The sequence below is a fragment of the Proteiniphilum sp. genome, from assembly GCF_034331125.1.
Taxonomy (GTDB): domain Bacteria; phylum Bacteroidota; class Bacteroidia; order Bacteroidales; family Dysgonomonadaceae; genus Proteiniphilum; species Proteiniphilum saccharofermentans.
This window is the reverse complement of record NZ_JAXQGC010000042.1, coordinates 49,849-69,847: the sequence shown is the minus strand read 5'-3', so window position 1 is coordinate 69,847 and position 19,999 is coordinate 49,849. Positions and strand designations below refer to the sequence as shown.

Annotated in this window: 18 protein-coding genes; 6 read left to right on the top strand and 12 right to left on the bottom strand. The window is 44.2% G+C overall.

Features of this window, described 5'->3' with window-relative positions; translation table 11 throughout:
- The 5 genes from U2P89_RS10425 to U2P89_RS10405 form a co-directional block, all read right to left on the bottom strand.
- On the bottom strand, positions 1-1,866 hold the full coding sequence (locus tag U2P89_RS10425) for a 2-oxoacid:acceptor oxidoreductase subunit alpha (RefSeq protein WP_092026990.1): 1,866 nt from the start codon (positions 1,864-1,866) through the stop codon (positions 1-3).
- Positions 1,867-1,981: 115 nt separating this feature from the next.
- Positions 1,982-3,286, bottom strand: a complete 1,305-nt coding sequence (murA, locus tag U2P89_RS10420; protein WP_322191368.1) for a UDP-N-acetylglucosamine 1-carboxyvinyltransferase — start codon at positions 3,284-3,286, stop codon at positions 1,982-1,984.
- 18 nt (positions 3,287-3,304) lie between these two features.
- Entirely contained in the window at positions 3,305-4,303 is a 999-nt protein-coding gene (murB, locus tag U2P89_RS10415) for a UDP-N-acetylmuramate dehydrogenase (protein WP_322191367.1), read from the bottom strand.
- Positions 4,304-4,513: 210 nt separating this feature from the next.
- Positions 4,514-4,936: a rhomboid family intramembrane serine protease gene (locus U2P89_RS10410; protein WP_322191366.1), complete on the bottom strand. Its 423-nt coding sequence runs from the start codon at positions 4,934-4,936 to the stop codon at positions 4,514-4,516.
- Positions 4,933-5,643 carry an SAM-dependent methyltransferase gene (locus tag U2P89_RS10405; RefSeq protein WP_322191365.1) on the bottom strand — a complete coding sequence of 237 codons (711 nt, stop codon included), beginning with the start codon at positions 5,641-5,643 and terminating at the stop codon, positions 4,933-4,935. Before U2P89_RS10405 ends, U2P89_RS10410 begins: the two co-directional genes overlap by 4 nt.
- 213 nt (positions 5,644-5,856) lie before the next feature.
- Here U2P89_RS10405 and U2P89_RS10400 point away from each other — a divergent pair, with 213 nt between their 5' ends.
- Positions 5,857-7,386, top strand: a complete 1,530-nt coding sequence (locus U2P89_RS10400) for a peptide MFS transporter (RefSeq protein ID WP_322191364.1) — start codon at positions 5,857-5,859, stop codon at positions 7,384-7,386.
- A gap of 8 nt (positions 7,387-7,394) precedes the next feature.
- On the opposite strand, the gene U2P89_RS10395 is transcribed toward U2P89_RS10400, so the two are convergent.
- Both U2P89_RS10395 and U2P89_RS10390 read right to left on the bottom strand, forming a co-directional pair.
- Positions 7,395-7,964: an NUDIX hydrolase gene (locus U2P89_RS10395; RefSeq protein ID WP_076930993.1), complete on the bottom strand. Its 570-nt coding sequence runs from the start codon at positions 7,962-7,964 to the stop codon at positions 7,395-7,397.
- A gap of 142 nt (positions 7,965-8,106) precedes the next feature.
- Positions 8,107-8,937 (bottom strand): sugar phosphate isomerase/epimerase family protein, encoded by an 831-nt coding sequence (locus tag U2P89_RS10390; protein WP_076930992.1) that lies wholly within the window; start codon positions 8,935-8,937, stop codon positions 8,107-8,109.
- A gap of 128 nt (positions 8,938-9,065) precedes the next feature.
- Between U2P89_RS10390 and U2P89_RS10385 the strand changes: the two genes are divergently transcribed.
- Both U2P89_RS10385 and U2P89_RS10380 read left to right on the top strand, forming a co-directional pair.
- Positions 9,066-10,478: a methyltransferase RsmF C-terminal domain-like protein gene (locus U2P89_RS10385; protein ID WP_322191363.1), complete on the top strand. Its 1,413-nt coding sequence runs from the start codon at positions 9,066-9,068 to the stop codon at positions 10,476-10,478.
- Positions 10,479-10,630: 152 nt separating this feature from the next.
- Entirely contained in the window at positions 10,631-11,719 is a 1,089-nt protein-coding gene (locus U2P89_RS10380) for a HAMP domain-containing sensor histidine kinase (protein ID WP_313381607.1), read from the top strand.
- On the opposite strand, the gene U2P89_RS10375 is transcribed toward U2P89_RS10380, so the two are convergent.
- The 3 genes from U2P89_RS10375 to U2P89_RS10365 all read right to left on the bottom strand — a co-directional run bounded on the left by U2P89_RS10375 (position 11,694) and on the right by U2P89_RS10365 (position 14,512).
- A complete protein-coding gene (locus U2P89_RS10375; protein ID WP_175533548.1) occupies positions 11,694-12,467 on the bottom strand; it encodes a murein L,D-transpeptidase catalytic domain family protein in 774 nt (257 codons plus the stop codon). The genes U2P89_RS10380 and U2P89_RS10375 overlap by 26 nt on opposite strands.
- Positions 12,468-12,641: 174 nt before the next feature.
- A complete protein-coding gene (locus tag U2P89_RS10370) occupies positions 12,642-13,625 on the bottom strand; it encodes a L,D-transpeptidase (RefSeq protein ID WP_322191362.1) in 984 nt (327 codons plus the stop codon).
- A gap of 200 nt (positions 13,626-13,825) precedes the next feature.
- Positions 13,826-14,512 (bottom strand): B3/4 domain-containing protein, encoded by a 687-nt coding sequence (locus U2P89_RS10365; protein ID WP_313381605.1) that lies wholly within the window; start codon positions 14,510-14,512, stop codon positions 13,826-13,828.
- Positions 14,513-14,899: 387 nt separating this feature from the next.
- Here U2P89_RS10365 and U2P89_RS10360 point away from each other — a divergent pair, with 387 nt between their 5' ends.
- The 3 genes from U2P89_RS10360 (at position 14,900) to rny (ending at position 17,214) form a co-directional block, all read left to right on the top strand.
- Positions 14,900-15,190 (top strand): hypothetical protein, encoded by a 291-nt coding sequence (locus U2P89_RS10360; RefSeq protein WP_076932217.1) that lies wholly within the window; start codon positions 14,900-14,902, stop codon positions 15,188-15,190.
- Positions 15,191-15,210: 20 nt separating this feature from the next.
- A complete protein-coding gene (locus U2P89_RS10355) occupies positions 15,211-15,513 on the top strand; it encodes a cell division protein ZapA (protein ID WP_091907729.1) in 303 nt (100 codons plus the stop codon).
- A gap of 171 nt (positions 15,514-15,684) precedes the next feature.
- A complete protein-coding gene (gene rny / locus U2P89_RS10350; protein ID WP_091907731.1) occupies positions 15,685-17,214 on the top strand; it encodes a ribonuclease Y in 1,530 nt (509 codons plus the stop codon).
- Positions 17,215-17,356: 142 nt separating this feature from the next.
- Here the strand turns inward: rny and U2P89_RS10345 are convergent, their stop codons facing one another.
- Together U2P89_RS10345 and U2P89_RS10340 are read right to left on the bottom strand one after the other, a co-directional pair.
- Positions 17,357-18,694: a glycoside hydrolase family 57 protein gene (locus U2P89_RS10345; protein ID WP_322191361.1), complete on the bottom strand. Its 1,338-nt coding sequence runs from the start codon at positions 18,692-18,694 to the stop codon at positions 17,357-17,359.
- A 25-nt stretch (positions 18,695-18,719) separates the two neighbouring features.
- On the bottom strand, positions 18,720-19,976 hold the full coding sequence (locus U2P89_RS10340; RefSeq protein WP_322191360.1) for a glycosyltransferase family 4 protein: 1,257 nt from the start codon (positions 19,974-19,976) through the stop codon (positions 18,720-18,722).
- Positions 19,977-19,999 lie beyond the last annotated feature (23 nt).

Genomic DNA, 19,999 nt, shown 5'->3' with positions numbered 1-19,999 from the left:
TTACTTTTCCTCCATAATTTTCGTAAACTCCTCAATCAACGTGCTCACTTTAAAAGGTTGTCCTTCCACTCTATTATATTTGTGGATGTTATCCAGATCCTGGAATCTACCATTCAGATAATTGGCAAACTGTCCTTCGTTTTGTTCCGCCACGATCACTTTCTTATATCTTTTCAGCAGTTCGTGGGTATTTCGTGGAAGGGGATAAATATGCCTGAAATGAGTGTAGGCCACCTTTTTCCCGTTTGCCATAAGGCGTAGTGAAGCTTCAAGCAAATGGCCGTATGTGCCGCCCCATCCTACAATCAACGTGTCGGCATCTTTGTCGCCTGTTACTTTTTGGTCGGGGATATAATCGGCTATTTTTTCGATCTTTGTCCTGCGGATGTTCACCATTAGTTGGTGGTTGTCGGGATTCGATGAGATAACACCGGTAAGACGGTCTTTTTCCAATCCGCCTATACGGTGCATATATTCCGGAGTTCCCGCCACACCCCAGTATCTGACGAGTGTGTTTTCGTCACGGAAATAGGGTTTCCACTCTTCTGCGTTACCGTTATATTTATTTTGGACGTAGGGAGGTTTAATTTCGGGATAATCATTCATATCGGGAATTCTCCATGCCGATGAACCGTTGGCGATATAACCGTCGGTCAGTAAAATAACAGGAGTCATATGTTCCAGGGCAATCTTTGATGCTTCGAAAGCACTTTCAAAACAATCGGTGGGTGATGCTGCCGCCATCACAACCAAGGGGCTTTCGCCGTTTCTTCCGTAAAGTGCCTGGTTGAGGTCACTTTGCTCACTCTTGGTCGGCATCCCCGTGGAAGGACCACTACGCTGTACATCGATTACTACCAGCGGCAGTTCGGTCATCACGGCCAGTCCCAGTGCTTCGCTCTTGAGTGACAATCCCGGTCCGGATGTGGAGGTGGCTGCCAGACATCCTGCGAAACTTGCGCCGATGGATGAAGTGATTCCGGCAATTTCATCTTCCATTTGCAGTGCTTTCACACCGAAATCTTTTCGTTTGGAAAGTTCCTGCAGGATATCAGTCGCGGGGGTGATAGGGTAGGAGCCGAGAAAAAGTTCCACGCCCGCCTTTTCTGCAGCGGCGACCAACCCGTATGCAGTGGCGGTATTTCCATTAATATCAGTATAAAAACCTTTGGTCGATTCAATAGGCTCAATACGATAAGTGGAAGCAGTCATATGGGTGTTGTTCCCATAATTGTATCCATCGGTGAGCGCTTTGATATTGGCTCTTACCAATATTGGTTTTTTTGAGAATTTCTGTTCGAGCAGCTTGTCTGCTATTTCCAGTGGCCGGTTGAAAAGCCAACATACAATACCCAGTGCAAACATATTCTTGCTACGGAGTATATCCTTGTTTTCCAGTCCGGAGTCTGCCAGTGAGGCTTTTGTCAGGGTCGTAATATTCACCCCGATAGGTTGCACATAATCCAGGTTGAGTTCTGCAAACGGATCTAACGTTTGGAAAAGAGCCTTGTCAAGATCCCTTTTCTGGAAAGAATCGGTATCAAACAGCACGATAGAGCCTTTCTTCAAAAAAGAGGCGTTTACCTTGAGCGCAGCAGGATTCATGGCGACAAGTACATCAGTCTTGTCCCCGGAATTATAAACATCTTTGGCGCCGATCCGTACCTGGAATCCCGACACACCATGCAATGAACCTTGCGGTGCGCGAATTTCAGCAGGAAAGTCGGGGAATGTGGCAATTTCATTCCCGAAAATAGCCGATAATGTAGAGAACAATGTCCCTGAAAGTTGCATTCCGTCACCGGAGTCGCCTGAAAAACGAATGGTTACTTGTTTAATGTCAGTTACGACCGAATTCGTTGGCATAATTTTTCTTTATAAATAAAGTACAAAGTAATAAAAGAGTTGTGGAATAAGCAAATATTTTACTCTGACAAAAAGCCTTATTTGTCATTATAGGTGCAATTCAGGAAAAAGATAATTATCTCCGTTCAATCTTTGCCCCTAACGCGTTGAGACGTTTGTCTATATTCTGATATCCTCTGTCGATTTGGTCGATATTATGGATAGTGCTTACACCCTCCGCACTCATTGCGGCGATTAACAAAGAGATACCGGCCCGTATATCGGGTGATGTCATTGTCATACCTTTCAGCCGGAATCGTTTGCCCATACCGATCACAGTAGCACGGTGGGGATCACAGAGGATGATCTGCGCTCCCATGTCGATCAGTTTGTCCACGAAAAAGAGTCGGCTTTCGAACATTTTCTGGTGGATCAATACGCATCCTTCCGCTTTGGTGGCGACCACCAGTAATACGCTGAGGAGGTCCGGAGTAAGTCCCGGCCAGGGAGCGTCGGCAATGGTAAGAATGGATCCGTCTATAAATGATTCTATGGTGTAATTATCTTGTTGGGGAATGTAAAGATCGTCCCCGCGTTGTTCCACGATAATACCTAAGCGGCGAAAGCTTTCGGGAATGATGCCGAGATGGGTTACAGAGGAATCTTTTATGGTGAGCTCGGAAGCGGTCATGGCTGCCATGCCTATAAAGCTGCCTATCTCAATCATATCGGGCAGCAGACGGTGACGGCAACCGGAAAGGGAGGAGACACCATGTATTGTCAGTCTGTTGGAGCCAATTCCTTCGATTTTTGCGCCCATGCTTACCAGCATCCGGCTCAATTGCTCTACATAAGGTTCACAGGCTGCGTTATAGATGATGGTTTCCCCTTCGGCAAGGACTGCAGCCATCAACAGGTTGGCAGTACCGGTAACGGAAGCCTCGTCAAGCAGGATATATTGCCCGTTTAGTTTTTTTGCTGAAAGGGTGAAGAGCTGTTTTTGTTCATTAAAGATTAGCTCAGCACCCAACTTCATGATACCGTTGAAATGGGTATCCAGTCGTCTACGGCCAATCTTGTCTCCTCCCGGTTTAGGCACTACCGCTTCTCCGAATCGTGCCAGGAGGGGACCCACAATCATAATGGAACCTCTCATGGCAGCACTCTTTTCCATAAAGTCCTTCGATTGGGTGTAGGCCAGGTTAATCTTTTCCGCTTTGAAGGAATAGCTTCCGCTGTCCAGTTTTTTCACTTCGGCTCCCATATCCGAGAGTAGTGCAATGAGATTGTTTACATCCAGTATATCAGGTACGTTCTCTATGATCACTTCCTCCTGTGTGAGCAGGGTGGCACAAATTACCTGCAGGGCTTCGTTCTTGGCTCCCTGTGGTGTGATTTCCCCCTTGAGGCTGCATCCACCTTCAATGATAAATGATGACATGTTGACCATTTTTTTTAGTTAATAAATACGTACTTCCGGTTCGAGTAGTACACCGAATTGTTGTAGTACTTCCTGTTGTATTTTGTGCATAAAGTCTACGATTTCCTTTCCGTTTTCAGTGCCATAATTCACAATGATAAGTGAATGGCGGGTATAAGTACCTACCATTCTGTGCCGCTTCCCTTTATATCCGGCCTTATCTATCAGAAATGCCGCCGATGTTTTGAATTGTCCTTCTCCAATGTTGTAAATCGGGACATCCGGGAGTTGCTGTTGTAATTGGTCTTTTTTCTCTTCCGTAAGCACAGGATTTTTGAAAAAACTTCCGGCATTTGGCAGTATTTTATAATCGGGCAATTTCCGGTTGCGGATACGGATAATGGCATCACGAACCTGGGTAAGGGTAGGAGAGGGAATCCCTTCCAATTCCCGGCTTAAATCGATATATTTCTCTTTATATTGAAATGACTTTTCCAATCTGAAAACCACCGATGTGATCACATAAAGGCCGCTTTGTTTGAAGATACTGTCACGGTAGCTGAAACGGCACTCTTCGTTGGAAAATTCCCGGTAGTTGCCCGTCTGAAGCTCTACAGTCCTTACTTTGGTGATCACATCCATCGCCTCGGTACCGTATGCTCCGATATTCTGTACCGGACTTGCACCTACTGAACTTGGGATAAGCGACAGATTTTCAATACCGGCGTAACCATTCTTCACGCTATAGGCTACAAACTGATCCCAATCCTCGGCGGCACAGGCTTCAATCTCCACAAACTGATCGGTCTCCGACAAGATATGTATACCCCGTATGGCAGGTTTAATGACCAATCCTTCGAAATCTTTGGTGAAAAACAAATTGAAACCGTTTCCGAGCACCAGTTTCTGTTCATCGGGAAAAGTGTGGATGATTTCCGAAAGTTCCTCTGCCGATTGCGGTTCACAAAATATTTTTGCCGACGCTTTCGTGCGGAAAGAGTTAAATGGTTGCAGTTGTACGTTATATTTTGTGGTCATTACCGAACAAGGTGTAATATCGAAATGCAAATGTAGGGAAAAAGTTTCAATGAGCCATATCATGTGTTGTGAATGCAAACTTATGTCCGGAATAAATTATTCCGTTTTTTTAGAATATCAGTCTAACCTTTTCTACTTTTAATTCTTTCGAGGTAGTAAGTCTTTATATATTTTCTGAGTGTTGCTTCCTTTATGCTTGCCGGAAACTGTTTAAATGCCGAAATAAAAAAGGTCAGAAATCGAATCTATTTTTATCCGGTCCAAAAATAATGCTGGGAGATTTATATCTTCGAGAGTGGAAAAAACGGCAATCATATAGAGTAAACCGTAAATTCCCCCGGAGATGTGCGCCGAGTGGTTGATACGACCTGTTTGTTTCCGGTCGAGATAGAAAGAGACCAGCAGGAAAATTATGCCGAAAAGAAAAGCGGGGAGCATGACCGGAATAAACATGATTCCCATAAAATTCATCGGGTTGACCAGCACATAAGCGAAAACGATGGACGAAACGGCTCCGGAAGCACCGAGACCCCGGTAAGAACTATTGTTTTTCTGTTTGAAATAGGTGGGAAGGATGGATATTGCCAATGAGGAGATGTACAGGACAATAAAAGAGATGAAACCAATTTTCAACCCCTATAAATCAGGAAAACAGTCGGTTTTTTATGCATATCAGGCAGTTTACCTTTCCATGCCTTTACACTTTGCGTTACAATGAATTCATCTTCGCAGGAGATGTTCATGGCAATACATAACCGGGTTTGCGGTTTACAGTGTTGCAGTATGTCTTCCGCCAGTTTCAGGTTACGGTAAGGTGTTTCAATAAAAAGTTGAGTCTGGTCTTCCTTGTACGCCCTTGCTTCAAGCTGTTTTAGTTTCTTTGCCCGCTCGCCCGCGTCGACCGGCAGGTAACCGTGGAAGGCGAAACTCTGTCCGTTGAAGCCGGAGGCCATGACGGCCATCAGGATAGAAGACGGGCCTACCAGCGGAACAACCCTATAGCCTTCCTGTTGAGCAATAGCCACCACATCTGCGCCGGGATCGGCTACGGCAGGACAACCGGCTTCGGAGATTATCCCCATATTTTCTCCCGATTTCATGGGTGACAAATAACTTGCGATCTGGTTGGGGTCGGTATGTTTGTTCAGTTCATAAAAGGTGAGTGTGTCGATATCGATATCGGGATTGCTTTTTTTTAGAAAACGGCGTGCCGAACGTACATTCTCTACAATAAAATATTTCAGATCAGATGCCACCGTTGTGTTGAAGGAAGGAATTACCTTCTCAACAGGTGTATCACCCAATGTGACGGGAATTAAATAAAGTACCGGATTCTTCATTTCTCGTTTGCAGACCTTTTAATCTCTTAGGGTTTAATTCTCTCCTCTAAGATACCCCGCCCGCTTGCGGCGAGGAGATTCATTTGCAAAAATAGATAAAATAGGGTAAAGAAGGGATGCTTTCCGGTATATATATCAAAAATGTTTGGTTTTAAGGAGGGATTAATCTGATCAAAATGGCTACTTTTGCAAAATTAATCCTTATTCACAATTATGGCTGCAACAACCGTCAAACACCCTAAAGGGCTCTACTTCGTGTTTTCCATTTCTATTGCCGAACGTTTCGGCTATTATGGCATGCGTGCGCTCTTTGTACTCTATATGATCAATGCGTTGATGATGGACAAGGATCTTTCTGCGCTTATCTATGGGAATTACACCGGATTGGTTTACCTTACACCCCTTATCGGCGGCTATGTAGCCGACAAATATTGGGGGATGCGGCGTTCCACTTTTTGGGGGACTGTCCTGATGGTGATCGGACAACTACTGATGTTTTTCAGTGCCCTCTATTTCCAATATCCCGGACCGGCAAGATGGTTGATGTATCTGGGGTTGGGTGCCCTGATTTTCGGGAACGGTTTCTTCAAACCTAATGTATCCACTTTCGTCGGTCAATTGTATGAACCGGGTGACAGAAGGCTTGACTCTGCCTATACCATCTTCTACATGGGAGTAAATCTTGGGGCATTTGTCGCACCTCTTATTTGCGGATTTTTGGGTGATACGGGCGATCCGGCCGATTTCAAGTGGGGATTTCTCGTGGCGGCAATAGTTTCTTTGTTGTGTCTTATCCTTTATGTGCTGCGAAAAGACAAGTATCTGGTCGATCCCGCCGGAAATCCTATCGGAGTGGAAGCGGCTGCAGGAAAAAAGAGGGAGGCAACCGGTACAATTCCATCTGTGAAGTACACACTCAAAGAAATAGTGTTGTGGATAGTTGTGGCCGGTGGTCTGTTTGCACTCTTTATATATCTGTTCAAGGGTGATCTGATCGGAGCTTTTATCTATACGGCCGCATTGGTTGTTCCGGCTTTTGTAATATCTGATAAATCGCTGACTAAAATTGAGCGTCAGCGTATCTGGGTAATCTATATCATTGCCTTTTTCGTTATCTTCTTCTGGTCTGCTTTTGAGCAAGCAGGAATATCATTGACCTATTTTGCGGCTGAACAGACCAACCGTGATATTCTGGGATGGACCATGCCTACCAGTTGGTTTCAGTCGTTCAATTCTGTATTCGTTATTCTTCTGGCGCCGCTGTTTGCACAGTTGTGGCTTGCCTTGGGAGCCAGGAACAGGGAACCCTCCTCACCGGTGAAACAGGCAATCGGGCTGCTTTTGCTATCATTGGGTTACCTCTTGATTGCTATCGGTGTACAGGGAGTGGAGCCGGGTGTAAAGGTGAGCATTATGTGGCTTGTAGGGCTTTACTTTATTCATACTATGGGTGAACTTTGCCTGTCGCCTATTGGCCTGTCGATGGTGAATAAGTTGTCTCCCGTACGTTTTGCATCACTGTTGATGGGGGTGTGGTACCTCTCTATGGCTACCGCTAATAAACTGGCCGGTACACTGAGTTCCCTTTATCCCGAAGAGGGAAAAATGAAATACCTTTTCGGAATTGAAATTGCAAACCTGTTTGATTTCTTCATGGTATTTGTTGTGATGGCTGCTGTTGCTTCTCTCATCCTCTTTCTTCTTTCGAAAAAATTGCAAAAGCTGATGCACGGAGTACGGTGAAATAGCACCTATTTGTCATATAATGCCATATATTTCCATAATGGAGCTGCCATGGTGGCCTGGACAATGTTACCGCTTTCAAGCAGTTCTTTCAATTCTTCAAAAGAAAGCAGATGAACCGTCAATTCTTCCGATTCGTCCAGTGCCTGGTCTCCCAGTTTTTCAACATTCTCGGCAATAAAACAATAAGAATAATTATTGGCAGCACTGGCATTAGGGGCAACACACATGAATTCACTCCATGTCCCGCCACCATAACCGGTTTCTTCCATTAATTCGCGTTGTGCCGAGACAAGCGGCGATGCATCTTCTTTCTCACATACACCGGCACAAAGTTCGAGACAGGTCTTCTCAATCCCCGGCCTGTATTGTTTTACCAGAATAAATTTTCTATCCCTGGTAATCGCAATGATATTCACCCAGTTGGGGTATTCCAGTACGTAATATTCAGGGACAACAGTCCCGTCGGGCATTTGTAATGATTCCCGACGAACCGTCAACCATGGGCGCCTGTGAAGATATTCGCTTTCAATTACTTCCCAACGCATATTATCATTGTCACAATTTATATTTATCATCTTACCTGAAATCAGAATTATTTTTTAAATATAGGGTAAAGGTACATTATCCACGGAAATTGAAAAGGGGAGAATCCTTTATCGGATTCATCCCCCGGTTATTGTGTAATGTCATCCCATTACTCTTTACATTGCCGCAGCATTATTTTTCTTTTGTGGCTGCAATTACACCCCGGAAGTAACCGATAGACTCGGCGATTCCCGAAAACGGATCTTTCATATTACGTTCGTGTTCCAGACTGCAAACACCTTCGTATCCAACCTGACGGAGCATTTTTACGAATGCCGGGATATCGATAATTCCACGGCCGATCTCCACTGAGTATCCGGCCTTGGTGGATCCTGTAACATCTTTAATATGAATGTCGAACACGCGGGAGTGATATTTCTCCAGATCCTTGACAGGATCTTTGCCATTGCGGGTATCGTGGCCGATGTCAAGGCACATGCCGATACGTGGATCCAGATCCTTCACATTTTTCCACACATCATCGGCATCGGGATATAATGGCATATCCGGCCCATGCAGGTGAATAGCATAATTAAAATCATACTCCTTCACTTTCTTGTCTACATAAGGCAGTAATTCATAATTGGGAACTCCCACAATCAGTTTGACACCTACACGTTTTGCATACTCAAAGGCATTGTCAACCTCTTTTTCTGAACGCATATAGATGGGGCCTACAGCATAACCTGTAACACCTTTGGATTTTAGTTTGGTATGAAAATCGGCTATTTCCTGGTCGGTACTGTTAAAGGGGAGATGGAAATCTTTAATGCAGAGGTATTTTACATCGCATTTCTCCAAGGTCTCCAGTGTTTTGTCGAGATCGAAGTTGACAAACGTGTACCCTGCCATACCCACGTTGAACTTTTCGAAGGTGTCAGGGGCCGGTTGCGGATCAGGGCGATCTTGCGCAACGATCGAAAGGGATAACAATAATCCCGCGAGGATCAGAATTTTGTTCATTTTATCGTTTTTTTAATGATAGTGTTTCGTCACAAAGATACTGTTTTTTATCAAGAGTATAAACGGGTATGGAAATTAATTTGATAAGCGAAAAAACCTTTTATCTTTGTAATTAAAATAATAAACAGATGAATTTTCCCCCGGATTTTATATCATCTGTCCGCCCATTACTTGGGAGTGAGACAGAATTGTTTTTGTCTGCATTGTCCGGTGATGCGTCGGTCAGTCTTCGTCTGAATCCCTCGAAAGCGGTTCGTAACCCGATGGAATCGGTTTTCCCCTCTAAACGGGTACCTTGGTCCCAGTGGGGGCTTTACCTGGAAGAGCGACCAGCTTTTACCTTTGATCCTCTTTTTCATGCCGGATATTATTATGTGCAGGAAGCCTCTTCTATGTTTGTGGAGCATGTGGTCCGTGAATTGGTGACAGAACCGGCAGTGTGTCTCGATTTATGTGCTGCTCCCGGTGGTAAATCGGTCTCCCTGCTTTCTGCCCTTCCCGAGGGAAGCCTGCTGGTGGGCAATGAACTGGTTCGTCAGCGCGCCCATGTATTGTCTGAGACTATATCGAAATTGGGTTATGCAAATGTATTGGTCACAAATAATATGGCAAAGGATTTCTCTGCATTTCCCCATCTTTTTGACCTGGTGCTGGTGGATGCTCCCTGTTCGGGAGAGGGAATGTTCCGGAAGGATGAGATAGCCGTGGAGGAGTGGTCAATGCAAAATGTGGAGATGTGCGCAGTACGGCAAAGAGATATACTGAATGATATTTGGCCGGCACTTAAACCGGGTGGGTTGCTTATTTTCAGCACCTGCACTTACAATACTCTTGAAAATGAAGAGAATGCTTTTTGGATTGCACGGGAACTGGGTGCGGAATTTGTATCTGTGACAACGGATAAAGGGTGGGGGGTCTCTTCTTCGCTCGACAAGCGGGTAAAGGGCTATCGTTTTTTTCCTCATAAAACGCAGGGCGAAGGATTATTTGTGACAATACTGAGAAAAGCTGAGGCAGGAGCAGAAGAAGCCACTGTTGGAGGGCAACGGGTAAGAAGCAAAAATAAAAAAAAGCCATTGCCTTTTATGAAAGACCGTTCTGCATATGCAAATCTATTGCTACACCCTGATTCCTTTATTTTTATGGAAGATGGTAACCGTATTTTTGCCCTGCCTGTGGAGTATTCAGAGGTTATTGTTACCTTGAATGAGCGGTTGAAAACAGTCTCAATGGGTATAGAACTTGGTGAGAAGAAAGGGAAGGATTTTATTCCCTCCCATATGTTGGCGATGAGCAGGGAGCTTAATCTCAGTGCATACCCCATATATGAGGTGGTTTACGAGGAGGCTGTTTCTTATCTGCGTCGGGAGTCGATTATCCTCGCGGATGCACCCAAAGGCTATTTGATCCTCACTTATAAGGGTGAACCGCTGGGTTTTGTGAAAAATATAGGCAACCGGGCAAATAATTTATATCCCAACGAATGGCGTATCCGAAGTGGTCATCTGCCTGAAAAAAAGGCTGAAATATTCACTCCGTAGATTTTCTGTCGTCGCTCGGCATAGTGCAAGCAAGCTTGTCTCTGCTCTCGTTCCTAAGAAAATTCACTCACTTTTAGTTCTTAATTTTTAATTTTTAATTCTTAATTTACAAAATGTATTCCCGACAGTCGCTCACTTACCTTTTTGTAATTATGGCAATTATAGTTGTCCTGCTGTCGTTGTGGCTGTCGAACAGGTTGGTGAAAGAACTGGCTGATGAGGAGCGTAGGAAAATAGAGATCTGGGCGATGGCGACTGAATCGATGTTAATGGACGAAGAGATGGATATGTCGTTGGTATTGCGCATTCTGGAAAGTAATACAACTATTCCCATCATATTGTATGACAAGAGTTCAGGAAAGTTGACACCGCGTAATATCAAATTGCCCGAAGAGGATGCAGAATCCTACTTGCAGATAAAAATAGTAGAGTTCGGGCGTAGGCATGATCCCATTGCATTGCTTGAGATGAACCAACTGCTCTATTATGATGATTCGCATACGCTGAAGACGCTACAACTCTATCCCTATTGGCAGCTATTGGTGATTGCCCTGTTTACCGGTCTTGCGTTTTTTGCCCTGAACCGTTCACAAAGGGCGGAGCGCGATAGGGTATGGGTGGGATTGTCAAAGGAGACCGCCCATCAGTTGGGCACCCCCATCTCATCGTTGACAGCATGGATGGAATATATGAAACTGAAGGAAATCGATCCGCAGTTGTTGACAGAGATTGATAAGGATGTTTCCCGTCTGCAAATGATCACTGAACGTTTCTCCAAGATCGGTTCTATAACCGGTCTGAAACCTGAAGACCTGAGAGGGGTGATAAGACGTTCGGTGGCCTATCTGGAAAAACGGGTCTCCGGGGCAATAGTGTTCAATATGCGTTTTCCCGAACATCCGGTAATTGTTGATCTGAACGAACCGCTTTTCGGATGGGTGATTGAAAATATTGTAAAAAACGGTGTGGATGCCATGCAGGGAGAAGGAATCATTACCTTTGAGATCTTCGAAAAAGGAAAAATGATCCATCTCGATATTTCCGATACCGGTAAAGGATTACACAAGTCGAAGTTTAAGAAGATCTTTTCACCCGGTTACACCACAAAAGACCGGGGTTGGGGACTTGGGTTAACCCTTGTGGAACGGATTGTGGAGGAGAATCACAAAGGAGAAATTTTTGTAAGAAGATCGGAGCCGGGAAAAGGTACCACTTTCAGGATCCAGCTAAGGAAGAACTGAAAGAGCGGGTTGGAGTGTTATTACGGGCACTTAATATATTTTTTCCTGTCAAAATTTGATCCTCTTCCAACACTTTGCTGCTGGCCAGATACTCCGGCTGATCGGCGTAAATGAATAACAAGGATCCTCCCTTTATAGTGTCTATAATGGGTTTTGCCAGTTCTCTGGGGATTGCGGGACAGCCGAAGCTCCGCCCAAGCCTACCGGTAGATCTTATTGCATTTTCGCTGCAATAATCGGCGCCATGGATGACGATAGCACGCTGCATAGCTTTGTCGTTGATCCCTTTTTCCAGCCCGTCTAACCGAAGTGAATAACCGTTTCCTCCGTTATAGGTGTCGACTGTACGGTAGAATCCCAGTGAACTCTGGTGTGAACCATCCCGGTTGGAGAATGATGTGGCGTAGTTTTGTCCACTATTGCGGCCGTGCGAGACATACGAAACAAAAAGAATTTCCTTTTTTGCCAAATCCAATACATACATCCTTTTCTCGGTGGATGGCAGACTAAAATCGATCAGGGTGAGTAAGGGATTATTGCCTTTATTTAACTTCTTATAACCCGTGTATGCCGATTTGAATGCATCCAGACATATTAGTCCGTCCAAATCCATCTGTTCATATAGCCACTGGCCCTGGTCCTGGGACAATGCTGTTTTTTCAAGTTCCACCTTCTTCTCTTTCCTGCTCATGGAGTCAAAAAGGTTGACAGAGAGTAGTATAAGGAAGCATAGAATTATTTTGCGCATATTATATATTACAGAAATATTCAGTTCGTGTAATGAAATAATTTCCAAATATACAAACAATTTCGTTAAGTGAGAGTAATACAAGTTTACTTGTTTTACCGAGCGCTGGATTGAAAATCGGGGAGCAAGTGACTCAAATAGCCTGATGAAATCGGATTTCTCCAAAAACAATTGTTAATCAATTACGATGACTACAGACTCTTTAACAGTTGCCCAGTCGAAGACGAATTTTGAGTGCGACGATGCATTTCTTACACACATATGGGAGCGGGGGGTGGTGCCGAGTGTCGGACTTGACTCTATGATACTTTTATTGGGGTATTGTGTCGGTACTCCATGCACATATGCACCGTTGGTAAACCGTGTGGCATAGGGGGCGAAACCGGCAATTTCACTTGTTCCGTCCCTGAGGTAAAACATTTTCTCTTTTTTCTCTTGTACCGCGAAAATCCCAGTGGGTGTTTCCTGTGCGTAAGGCGGTTTATGTACTCCTGTTGTGGCATGATTCATGCTTAATATATGCCAGCTGTTTCCCTTTTTTTTCAGTGTTGCAATATTTTGGTTAGTAACATCGACAGCTATTACCTTGTCAAAACGGACACTGTCACCCCACGATATAATGTAGCGTTTCGGTACCAGGAATTCCCCTACAAATGAAACACCTTTTACCCTCACCATTTCAGTGGTATCGTTTTCCGGTAACCTCACGATCCATCCATCCCTTCCATAACGCAATAATGTCGTATCACCGTCGACAGAATAGAGTGGCGCCGATTGGTACCGTTCCACACCAAATTGATCCGATACCCGTTTGTATTCGTTTCTTACGAAATCGGCAACCGTAGGGGCTTCTTTATTCATATTCCTGTAATTGCTTAGCACACCCCAATTACCGCCTTCGGCCATTGCGTTCTCGATCACAGCGATTTGTTCCTTGATTTTTTCCCACTGGAAATAGCGGGTAGTGTCCTTGTAGGGATACTCATCATCGAGCAGGTATTTGTCATACCGGATATTTTTCTCTAACAGGATATCGTCCCCGGTCAGTTCTTTTTTTATTTCCTCCCGGTTATCGACAAAGGTACTGTCCGGAGTGGGAGCAAGTAATTGGTCATCACTTGATTGATCGGGTTTACAGCCGATTGTAAAAGAAATCATTCCAATGAAAAAAATAAGAAGAGATAATTTACCTGCTCGTCCCATATAAGTTTTGGCGTTTATATTTCAAAAAGAATTTTTCGGAGTCCGGTGGTTGTTTTAGGAATTCCGAGGTTCCTTTTTTTGTAAATTATAACAGTTTTTAAGAACGGTTGTTCACTTGGGATAAAGAAAAATAAAATCGGACTAAAAGATTAAAACTATGTTGTGACGTTGTTTACATCAAACAATTTAATCCCTATGTTTTGGGCTTCTGCATATTTTTTCAATAACTCCACCGAATAATCGACAGCTTCCTGTAACCCTTCCCTGCCGGAATAACCGTTGATCAACATCAGTAATCGGGTTGTCTCGGAGGTAATCTTGGTGCGCTCTTCGTCGCTGGTAGGGGTGCCGATACCGCCAATGTCATCCCGGTAAACAGGTAAGCCTTCGATATTGAGTAAGCCTCTTCCGATCCCCTCGAATTTCTCCTCCGCTTCGCCCACGCCCAGGGTCAGTCCTCCCCGGATCTTTGCATCATCAAAACCGCCGATAGAATAACCTGTTTCGAGTGAGACAAGATTGATCAGGTCGACCAGTGTGTCGATTTGGTAAAGTTCCTGCCCTTTCAATATCCGGCGACACAATGCCTCGGAGGAGGGGCGGTATCGATTGGGATCTTTCCCGAGTTTTTTATATACTTGCCGCGTGGCATAAATAGCCGGACGCTTATTGATATCTGCCATTGTGTGGGTAGCGGAAAACCGGGAGCAGAATGTATCTATTTCCTCCCATAGCCCGGTACTATGTGGCGTATTTCTGACCTCGCATGCGATCACGGCCAGGTGAAAATCGGGGCATACTGCCTCAATCCGGTCACTGATTGTTATATTTCTGGTTTGCATTTATCTTTTTAAATTAACAGTATAACGGGGATTGTCATATTGACAACTTATCACTGGTATCCCTGTCATTGATCCCGAAGCTGATATCCCAAATCCCAAACTATGAATTCAAAGGTACAAAATCCCAGGCAGAACAGGACAAATAATATTAACAAATTGAAAAGAGCATATTGACTGGTTTAAAGAAATGATAATCCCAACAACAGGGGTAACTTGTCCCGGCTTTTCGGTAACTTGTCCCGATTTATCGGAGTAGCGCCGGTTTGATAATTGCTAACTAGCAGTTCATTTCAAACAAAAAATAAACCATCACTATACAAAATAAAAGACAATTAATTTGTTAAACTCCATTTCAATGCTTATATTTGCGTGAGTTTTTGTTTGCATATGGCTGAAGAACATAATAAGCTGCTTGTTGATCTGGAGGTACGAATAAAACAGGTGTTGTTTTTATGTGACTCTTTAAAGGAGGAGAATGCCCGACTAAAGACTGAAATCAAGTCTGGCCGGATCCATCTTGACGAGACGGCAAAAGAGTTGGAACAGTTAAAAGCAAAATATGACAGTTTGAAGATTGCGAGGACTATCACGGCTGCTTCAGTAGATGTGGATAGTGCAAAGGAAAAATTGTCGAAACTGGTGCGAGAAGTTGATAAATGCATAAATTTATTGAAGTAATTTTCTGAAAAATTTATGTGATGGGTGACGAGAAATTTTTATTGACATTAGAGATTGCCGGCAGAAAATATCCACTGAAAATCAAACGGTCGGAGGAGCAGGCTTTCCGTGATGCCGCCAAAAAGATTAATAATAAAATAAACCAATATCGTGTTGTGTATGGGGGTGAGAACTCCAGCATGACAACGCAAGACTTTGTGGTGATGACAGCCATTCAGGCATTGGCAGAAAATTTTTCTCTTGGAGATAAGAATAATACGAAACCCTTTGAAGATAAAATAGATTCGCTGATAAGCGAGTTGGATGATTATCTAAAAAAATAATAGATCCTATTGTTAACCAATGGGATGGTAGGCGCACCATTTATATGCATCGGAGTGATGTGTGTAATTGAGTGCGATTTTTTATGTGATAAGAAGTAGAATAAAATCCCTTATCAGAAAGAATAACTTTTTTTGGTAAGTGTATAACAATCAATTTAAATAATAGACAATATGGAAATAGTAATAGGTATTATCGGATTACTGATCGGAGCGGTTGTCGCCTGGTACGTAACCGGTAAGATGGCCAACTCCCGTGCTCAGAATATTTTGAGCGATGCGGAGAAAGACGCTGAAGTAATAAAGAAAAAGATATTACTTGAAGCAAAGGAAGAGACGCTTCTGATGAAGACGGAAGCAGAGAAGCAGGCGAATGCCCGCACGTCCAAGATTCAGATTACAGAGAACCGGTTGAAACAGCGTGAGATGACGCTCAATCAAAAGCAAGAGGAACTGAATAAGAGGATGGTTGAGGTGGACGAAATTAAACAGAATCTGTCAAACCAACAGGAATTTATTGATAAAAAGGGGGCTGAGCTAGAGCATCTCCACAGGCAGTCGGTAGAAAAGCTGGAAACTATTTCCGGACTTTCCGCTGAAGAAGCCAAAGAGCGGCTGGTGGAATCTCTGAAAGAGGAGGCCAAAACCGGTGCACAATCCTATATCAGTGAAATCATGGAAGAGGCCAAAATGACGGCTAATAAAGAGGCGAAACGTATTGTTATCCAGAGTATCCAACGGGTAGCGACCGAAACCTCTATCGAAAATGCCATCACGGTATTCCATATCGATTCCGATGAAGTGAAAGGCCGTATCATTGGGCGTGAAGGACGTAATATTCGTGCTTTGGAAGCTGCTACAGGGGTTGAGATCGTTGTAGATGATACACCTGAAGCAATTGTCCTGTCGGGCTTTGATCCTGTCCGTCGGGAGATTGCCCGTTTATCACTTCATCAATTGGTTGCAGATGGACGTATTCACCCTGCCCGAATTGAAGAAGTGGTATCGAAAGTGAAGAAACAGATTGAGGATGAGATAGTAGAGACCGGTAAACGTACAGTGATTGATTTAGGTGTGCATGGCTTACATCCTGAACTGGTACGTATGGTGGGTAAGATGAAATACCGTTCTTCGTATGGGCAAAACCTGTTGCAACACTCCCGTGAGGTAGCTAACCTTTGTGCCATTATGGCTTCGGAACTGGGATTGAACCCCAAGAAAGCAAAACGTGCCGGACTGTTGCATGATATAGGAAAAGTGCCCGACGATGAACCCGAATTGCCGCACGCAGTGCTGGGGATGAAGCTGGCTGAGAAATTTAAGGAAAAACCTGATATATGCAATGCTATAGGTGCTCACCACGACGAAGTTGAAATGACAAGTTTGTTGGCGCCTATCGTACAGGTCTGCGATGCTATTTCGGGTGCGCGTCCCGGTGCCCGCCGCGAGATCGTAGAGGCCTATATCAAGCGGTTGAACGATCTTGAGCAACTGGCGCTCTCGTATCCGGGTGTAGTGAAAACATACGCCATACAAGCCGGACGCGAGTTAAGAGTGATTGTGGGGGCCGACAAGATTGACGATCAGGATACTGAAAAACTGTCGTCTGAAATTGCACGCAAGATACAAACTGAAATGACCTATCCCGGCCAGGTGAAGATCACAGTAATCCGTGAAACCCGTGCAGTAAGTTACGCGAAATAACGGGGGAGTGACTCCCGGTTATAGAACGACCATAATTAGAAATTGAGAGTTTGGGTTTGTTCCCAAACGAAATAAATAAGAAAAGGGTGGATCACAAATAAAAGTGTTTCACCCTTTTTATAGTATTGAAAATTTGTAATATTTACTTCTCTGCTTTTTGTACTTTTGGGTTCTTTTCCACTAATAGTTCCTCGTTGGTTCCGATCACCTTTTTCAATTCCGACTGAAGACGTTTGATCTCCATTTCCTGATTATGGATGGTGGTAAGAAGTGCGTTCAACTCTTCGTTATCCACCGTATCGGGATACTGTGCCTTTACACGGCCAATGAAGTCGCTCAGCACATTCATATAATTGTTGAAAGCGTCATAAGGCGACATATAGGGGCTAAACTGGCTTTGTCCGCTTCCGAAATGTTTGGTAGACATATAATGGAAATGGTCGCTGGTCTGCAGATAGATCCAATCCTGTTTGAGCCGGCGGTCGGTACACAAACGAACCCTTTCACCTACTTCATACAATGATTGCAGTGCGCTCTTTTGGAGTTTATTGCCTACCCATGCACTCAGGTCACGCTCCTCATCCGTCCAGGAGATAGGATTGGGCACGTTCATGATCCCAATAGGTTCATGGGAGTCTAATGCCTCGCCGGGTGTGGAGAATCCGATCCCGTTCTCAAAAGCAAAGCGGGGCATTGCTTTAAAGAATTCGAAAATACCGGTGTATGATGGTTGGAGGTTGCCGAGTGTTTCATAGTTCATAAAGAGGTTAACCACCTCTTCTTCGGCAGGAGTACCGGCTATCCATGAGATAAACTTCTCTGCCGTCAGCGGATACTCATTCCAGCTATAATTCGAAAAACGATAGGCTATGTCATCGCTGAAACGACTGTTTTTGAGCAACAATTTGAGTTTTGGTTGTGAGGCGGCCTGATAGACATAATTGGGACTTTTCCATCCCAGGATATGTTTAGCCCCTTCGGTAATCATTTTGGTATATCCCATATCATATACCATTTCGGCAATTTCATCCGAATAGATCAATTCCGTATTACGGAGTACGGTCGGCTTCTGTCCGAAAAGCATCTCTATCCTTTCTGAGTGATGTCTTACCTGATTACGAAACTCTTCCGGATCGTAAAGGCTGGCTAATGAGTGGGCGTAAGTCTCTGTCAGAAATTCTACGCTACCCGTTTTGGTGAATTCGCGAAATCCATCAATCACTTCCGGTGCATATACCTCGAGTTGCTCTAGTGCTACTCCCGAAATTGAGAAGGCGACCTTGAATTTTCCCTTATATTGATTGACCAGGTCAAGCAGCATGCGGTTGGCAGGGACATACGAACGACCGGCAATCTGTTGCAATATATCTTCGTTGGCATAATCGTCGAAGTAGTAATGGTCTCTGCCGATATTGAAAAAGCGATATCTTTTTAACCGGAACGGTTGATGAATCTGGAAATAAATGCAAATTGTCTTCATATTGTTGTTTGTTTCTTTCTTGATTTTACATAAGGCTGTCGTATATCTGACGGACTTTCAATCCGGCATCTTCCCACTTTATATTGTCTACTTCTATTTTTCCTTCTATTTTCAGGTGTTCTGCCATGGCAGGATAGGTACATATTGAGTAGATCGCATCAGCCATCGCATCCACGTCCCAATAATCGGTCTTGATGACATTATTAAGGATTTCTGAACAACCAGACTGGTAAGAGATAATACTCGGTACGCCGCATTGCATTGCCTCGAGAGGCGATATCCCAAAGGGTTCCGATACGGAAGGCATCACATAGACATCACTCGATTTCAGCATTTCATATACCTGTTTACCACGAAGGAAGCCGGTAAAATGAAATTTGTGTGCAATGCCACGGTCGGCTACCAGACGGATCATCTGATCCATCATATCACCACTGCCTGCCATCACAAAACGGATATGATCGGTCTTTTTAATTACCTGTGTAGCGGCGTCTACGAAGAATTCGGGTCCTTTCTGCATGGTGATGCGTCCTAAGAAGGTAACCACTTTCTCTGAAACACCGGAAATTCGTTCAATAGCTTCTATTTCAGGACTAAGCGGTTCTACGGCATTATGAACAGTGGTTACCTTCCAGTGAGGCTGATGATAGTTTTCAATGACTGTACGCCGCGTCAGATCGCTCACACAGATAATGTGATCGCAGTTATCCATTCCGTCTTTCTCAATTCCATACACCATCGGATTGGGCTTCCCCCTGCTGCGATCGAATTCAGTGGCGTGTACATGGATCACCAATGGTTTACCGGTAACACTTTTTGCATGGAGTCCCGCAGGGTAGGTGAGCCAGTCATGCGAATGGATAATGTCATACTCATAAGTGCGGGCGATCACCCCGGCCACAATAGAATAATTGTTGATCTCTTCTAAAATATTGTTCGGATACCTCCCCGAGAATTCTATACATCCCAGGTCGTTTGTATGCATATAGTTGAAATCCGCGTAAATATTGTCCCGCAGCCGGTAATATTCCTGGGGATCCATGAATTTCTCCAGCCTTGGTTTTACCGTTTCCCATGGTACATCCCGCCATACAATGGGGGTGTTATTGGCTCCTATGATCTTCATGAAACTCTGATCTTCATCTCCCCAGGGCTTGGGAATCACGAAAATGGTCTCCAGATCTTCCTGCTTTGCCATCCCCCGTGTGAGTCCGTAACTTGCTGTTCCAAGTCCTCCGAGGATATGTGGTGGAAATTCCCAGCCAAACATTAATGCTTTCATATATTTATTTTAAATTCAAAATT

Coding starts and splice junctions, on each gene's coding strand:
- U2P89_RS10400 (WP_322191364.1), top strand. CDS start 5,857: ATGGCTGCAACAACCGTCAAACACCCTAAAGGGCTCTACTTCGTGTTT.
- rny (WP_091907731.1), top strand. CDS start 15,685: ATGGAAATAGTAATAGGTATTATCGGATTACTGATCGGAGCGGTTGTC.
- U2P89_RS10390 (WP_076930992.1), bottom strand. CDS start 8,937: ATGAACAAAATTCTGATCCTCGCGGGATTATTGTTATCCCTTTCGATC.
- U2P89_RS10355 (WP_091907729.1), top strand. CDS start 15,211: ATGGGTGACGAGAAATTTTTATTGACATTAGAGATTGCCGGCAGAAAA.
- U2P89_RS10365 (WP_313381605.1), bottom strand. CDS start 14,512: ATGCAAACCAGAAATATAACAATCAGTGACCGGATTGAGGCAGTATGC.
- U2P89_RS10405 (WP_322191365.1), bottom strand. CDS start 5,643: ATGAAGAATCCGGTACTTTATTTAATTCCCGTCACATTGGGTGATACA.
- U2P89_RS10345 (WP_322191361.1), bottom strand. CDS start 18,694: ATGAAGACAATTTGCATTTATTTCCAGATTCATCAACCGTTCCGGTTA.
- U2P89_RS10385 (WP_322191363.1), top strand. CDS start 9,066: ATGAATTTTCCCCCGGATTTTATATCATCTGTCCGCCCATTACTTGGG.
- murB (WP_322191367.1), bottom strand. CDS start 4,303: ATGACCACAAAATATAACGTACAACTGCAACCATTTAACTCTTTCCGC.
- U2P89_RS10380 (WP_313381607.1), top strand. CDS start 10,631: ATGGCAATTATAGTTGTCCTGCTGTCGTTGTGGCTGTCGAACAGGTTG.
- U2P89_RS10375 (WP_175533548.1), bottom strand. CDS start 12,467: ATGCGCAAAATAATTCTATGCTTCCTTATACTACTCTCTGTCAACCTT.
- U2P89_RS10360 (WP_076932217.1), top strand. CDS start 14,900: ATGGCTGAAGAACATAATAAGCTGCTTGTTGATCTGGAGGTACGAATA.
- U2P89_RS10340 (WP_322191360.1), bottom strand. CDS start 19,976: ATGAAAGCATTAATGTTTGGCTGGGAATTTCCACCACATATCCTCGGA.
- U2P89_RS10370 (WP_322191362.1), bottom strand. CDS start 13,625: ATGATTTCTTTTACAATCGGCTGTAAACCCGATCAATCAAGTGATGAC.
- U2P89_RS10395 (WP_076930993.1), bottom strand. CDS start 7,964: ATGATAAATATAAATTGTGACAATGATAATATGCGTTGGGAAGTAATT.
- murA (WP_322191368.1), bottom strand. CDS start 3,286: ATGTCATCATTTATCATTGAAGGTGGATGCAGCCTCAAGGGGGAAATC.
- U2P89_RS10425 (WP_092026990.1), bottom strand. CDS start 1,866: ATGCCAACGAATTCGGTCGTAACTGACATTAAACAAGTAACCATTCGT.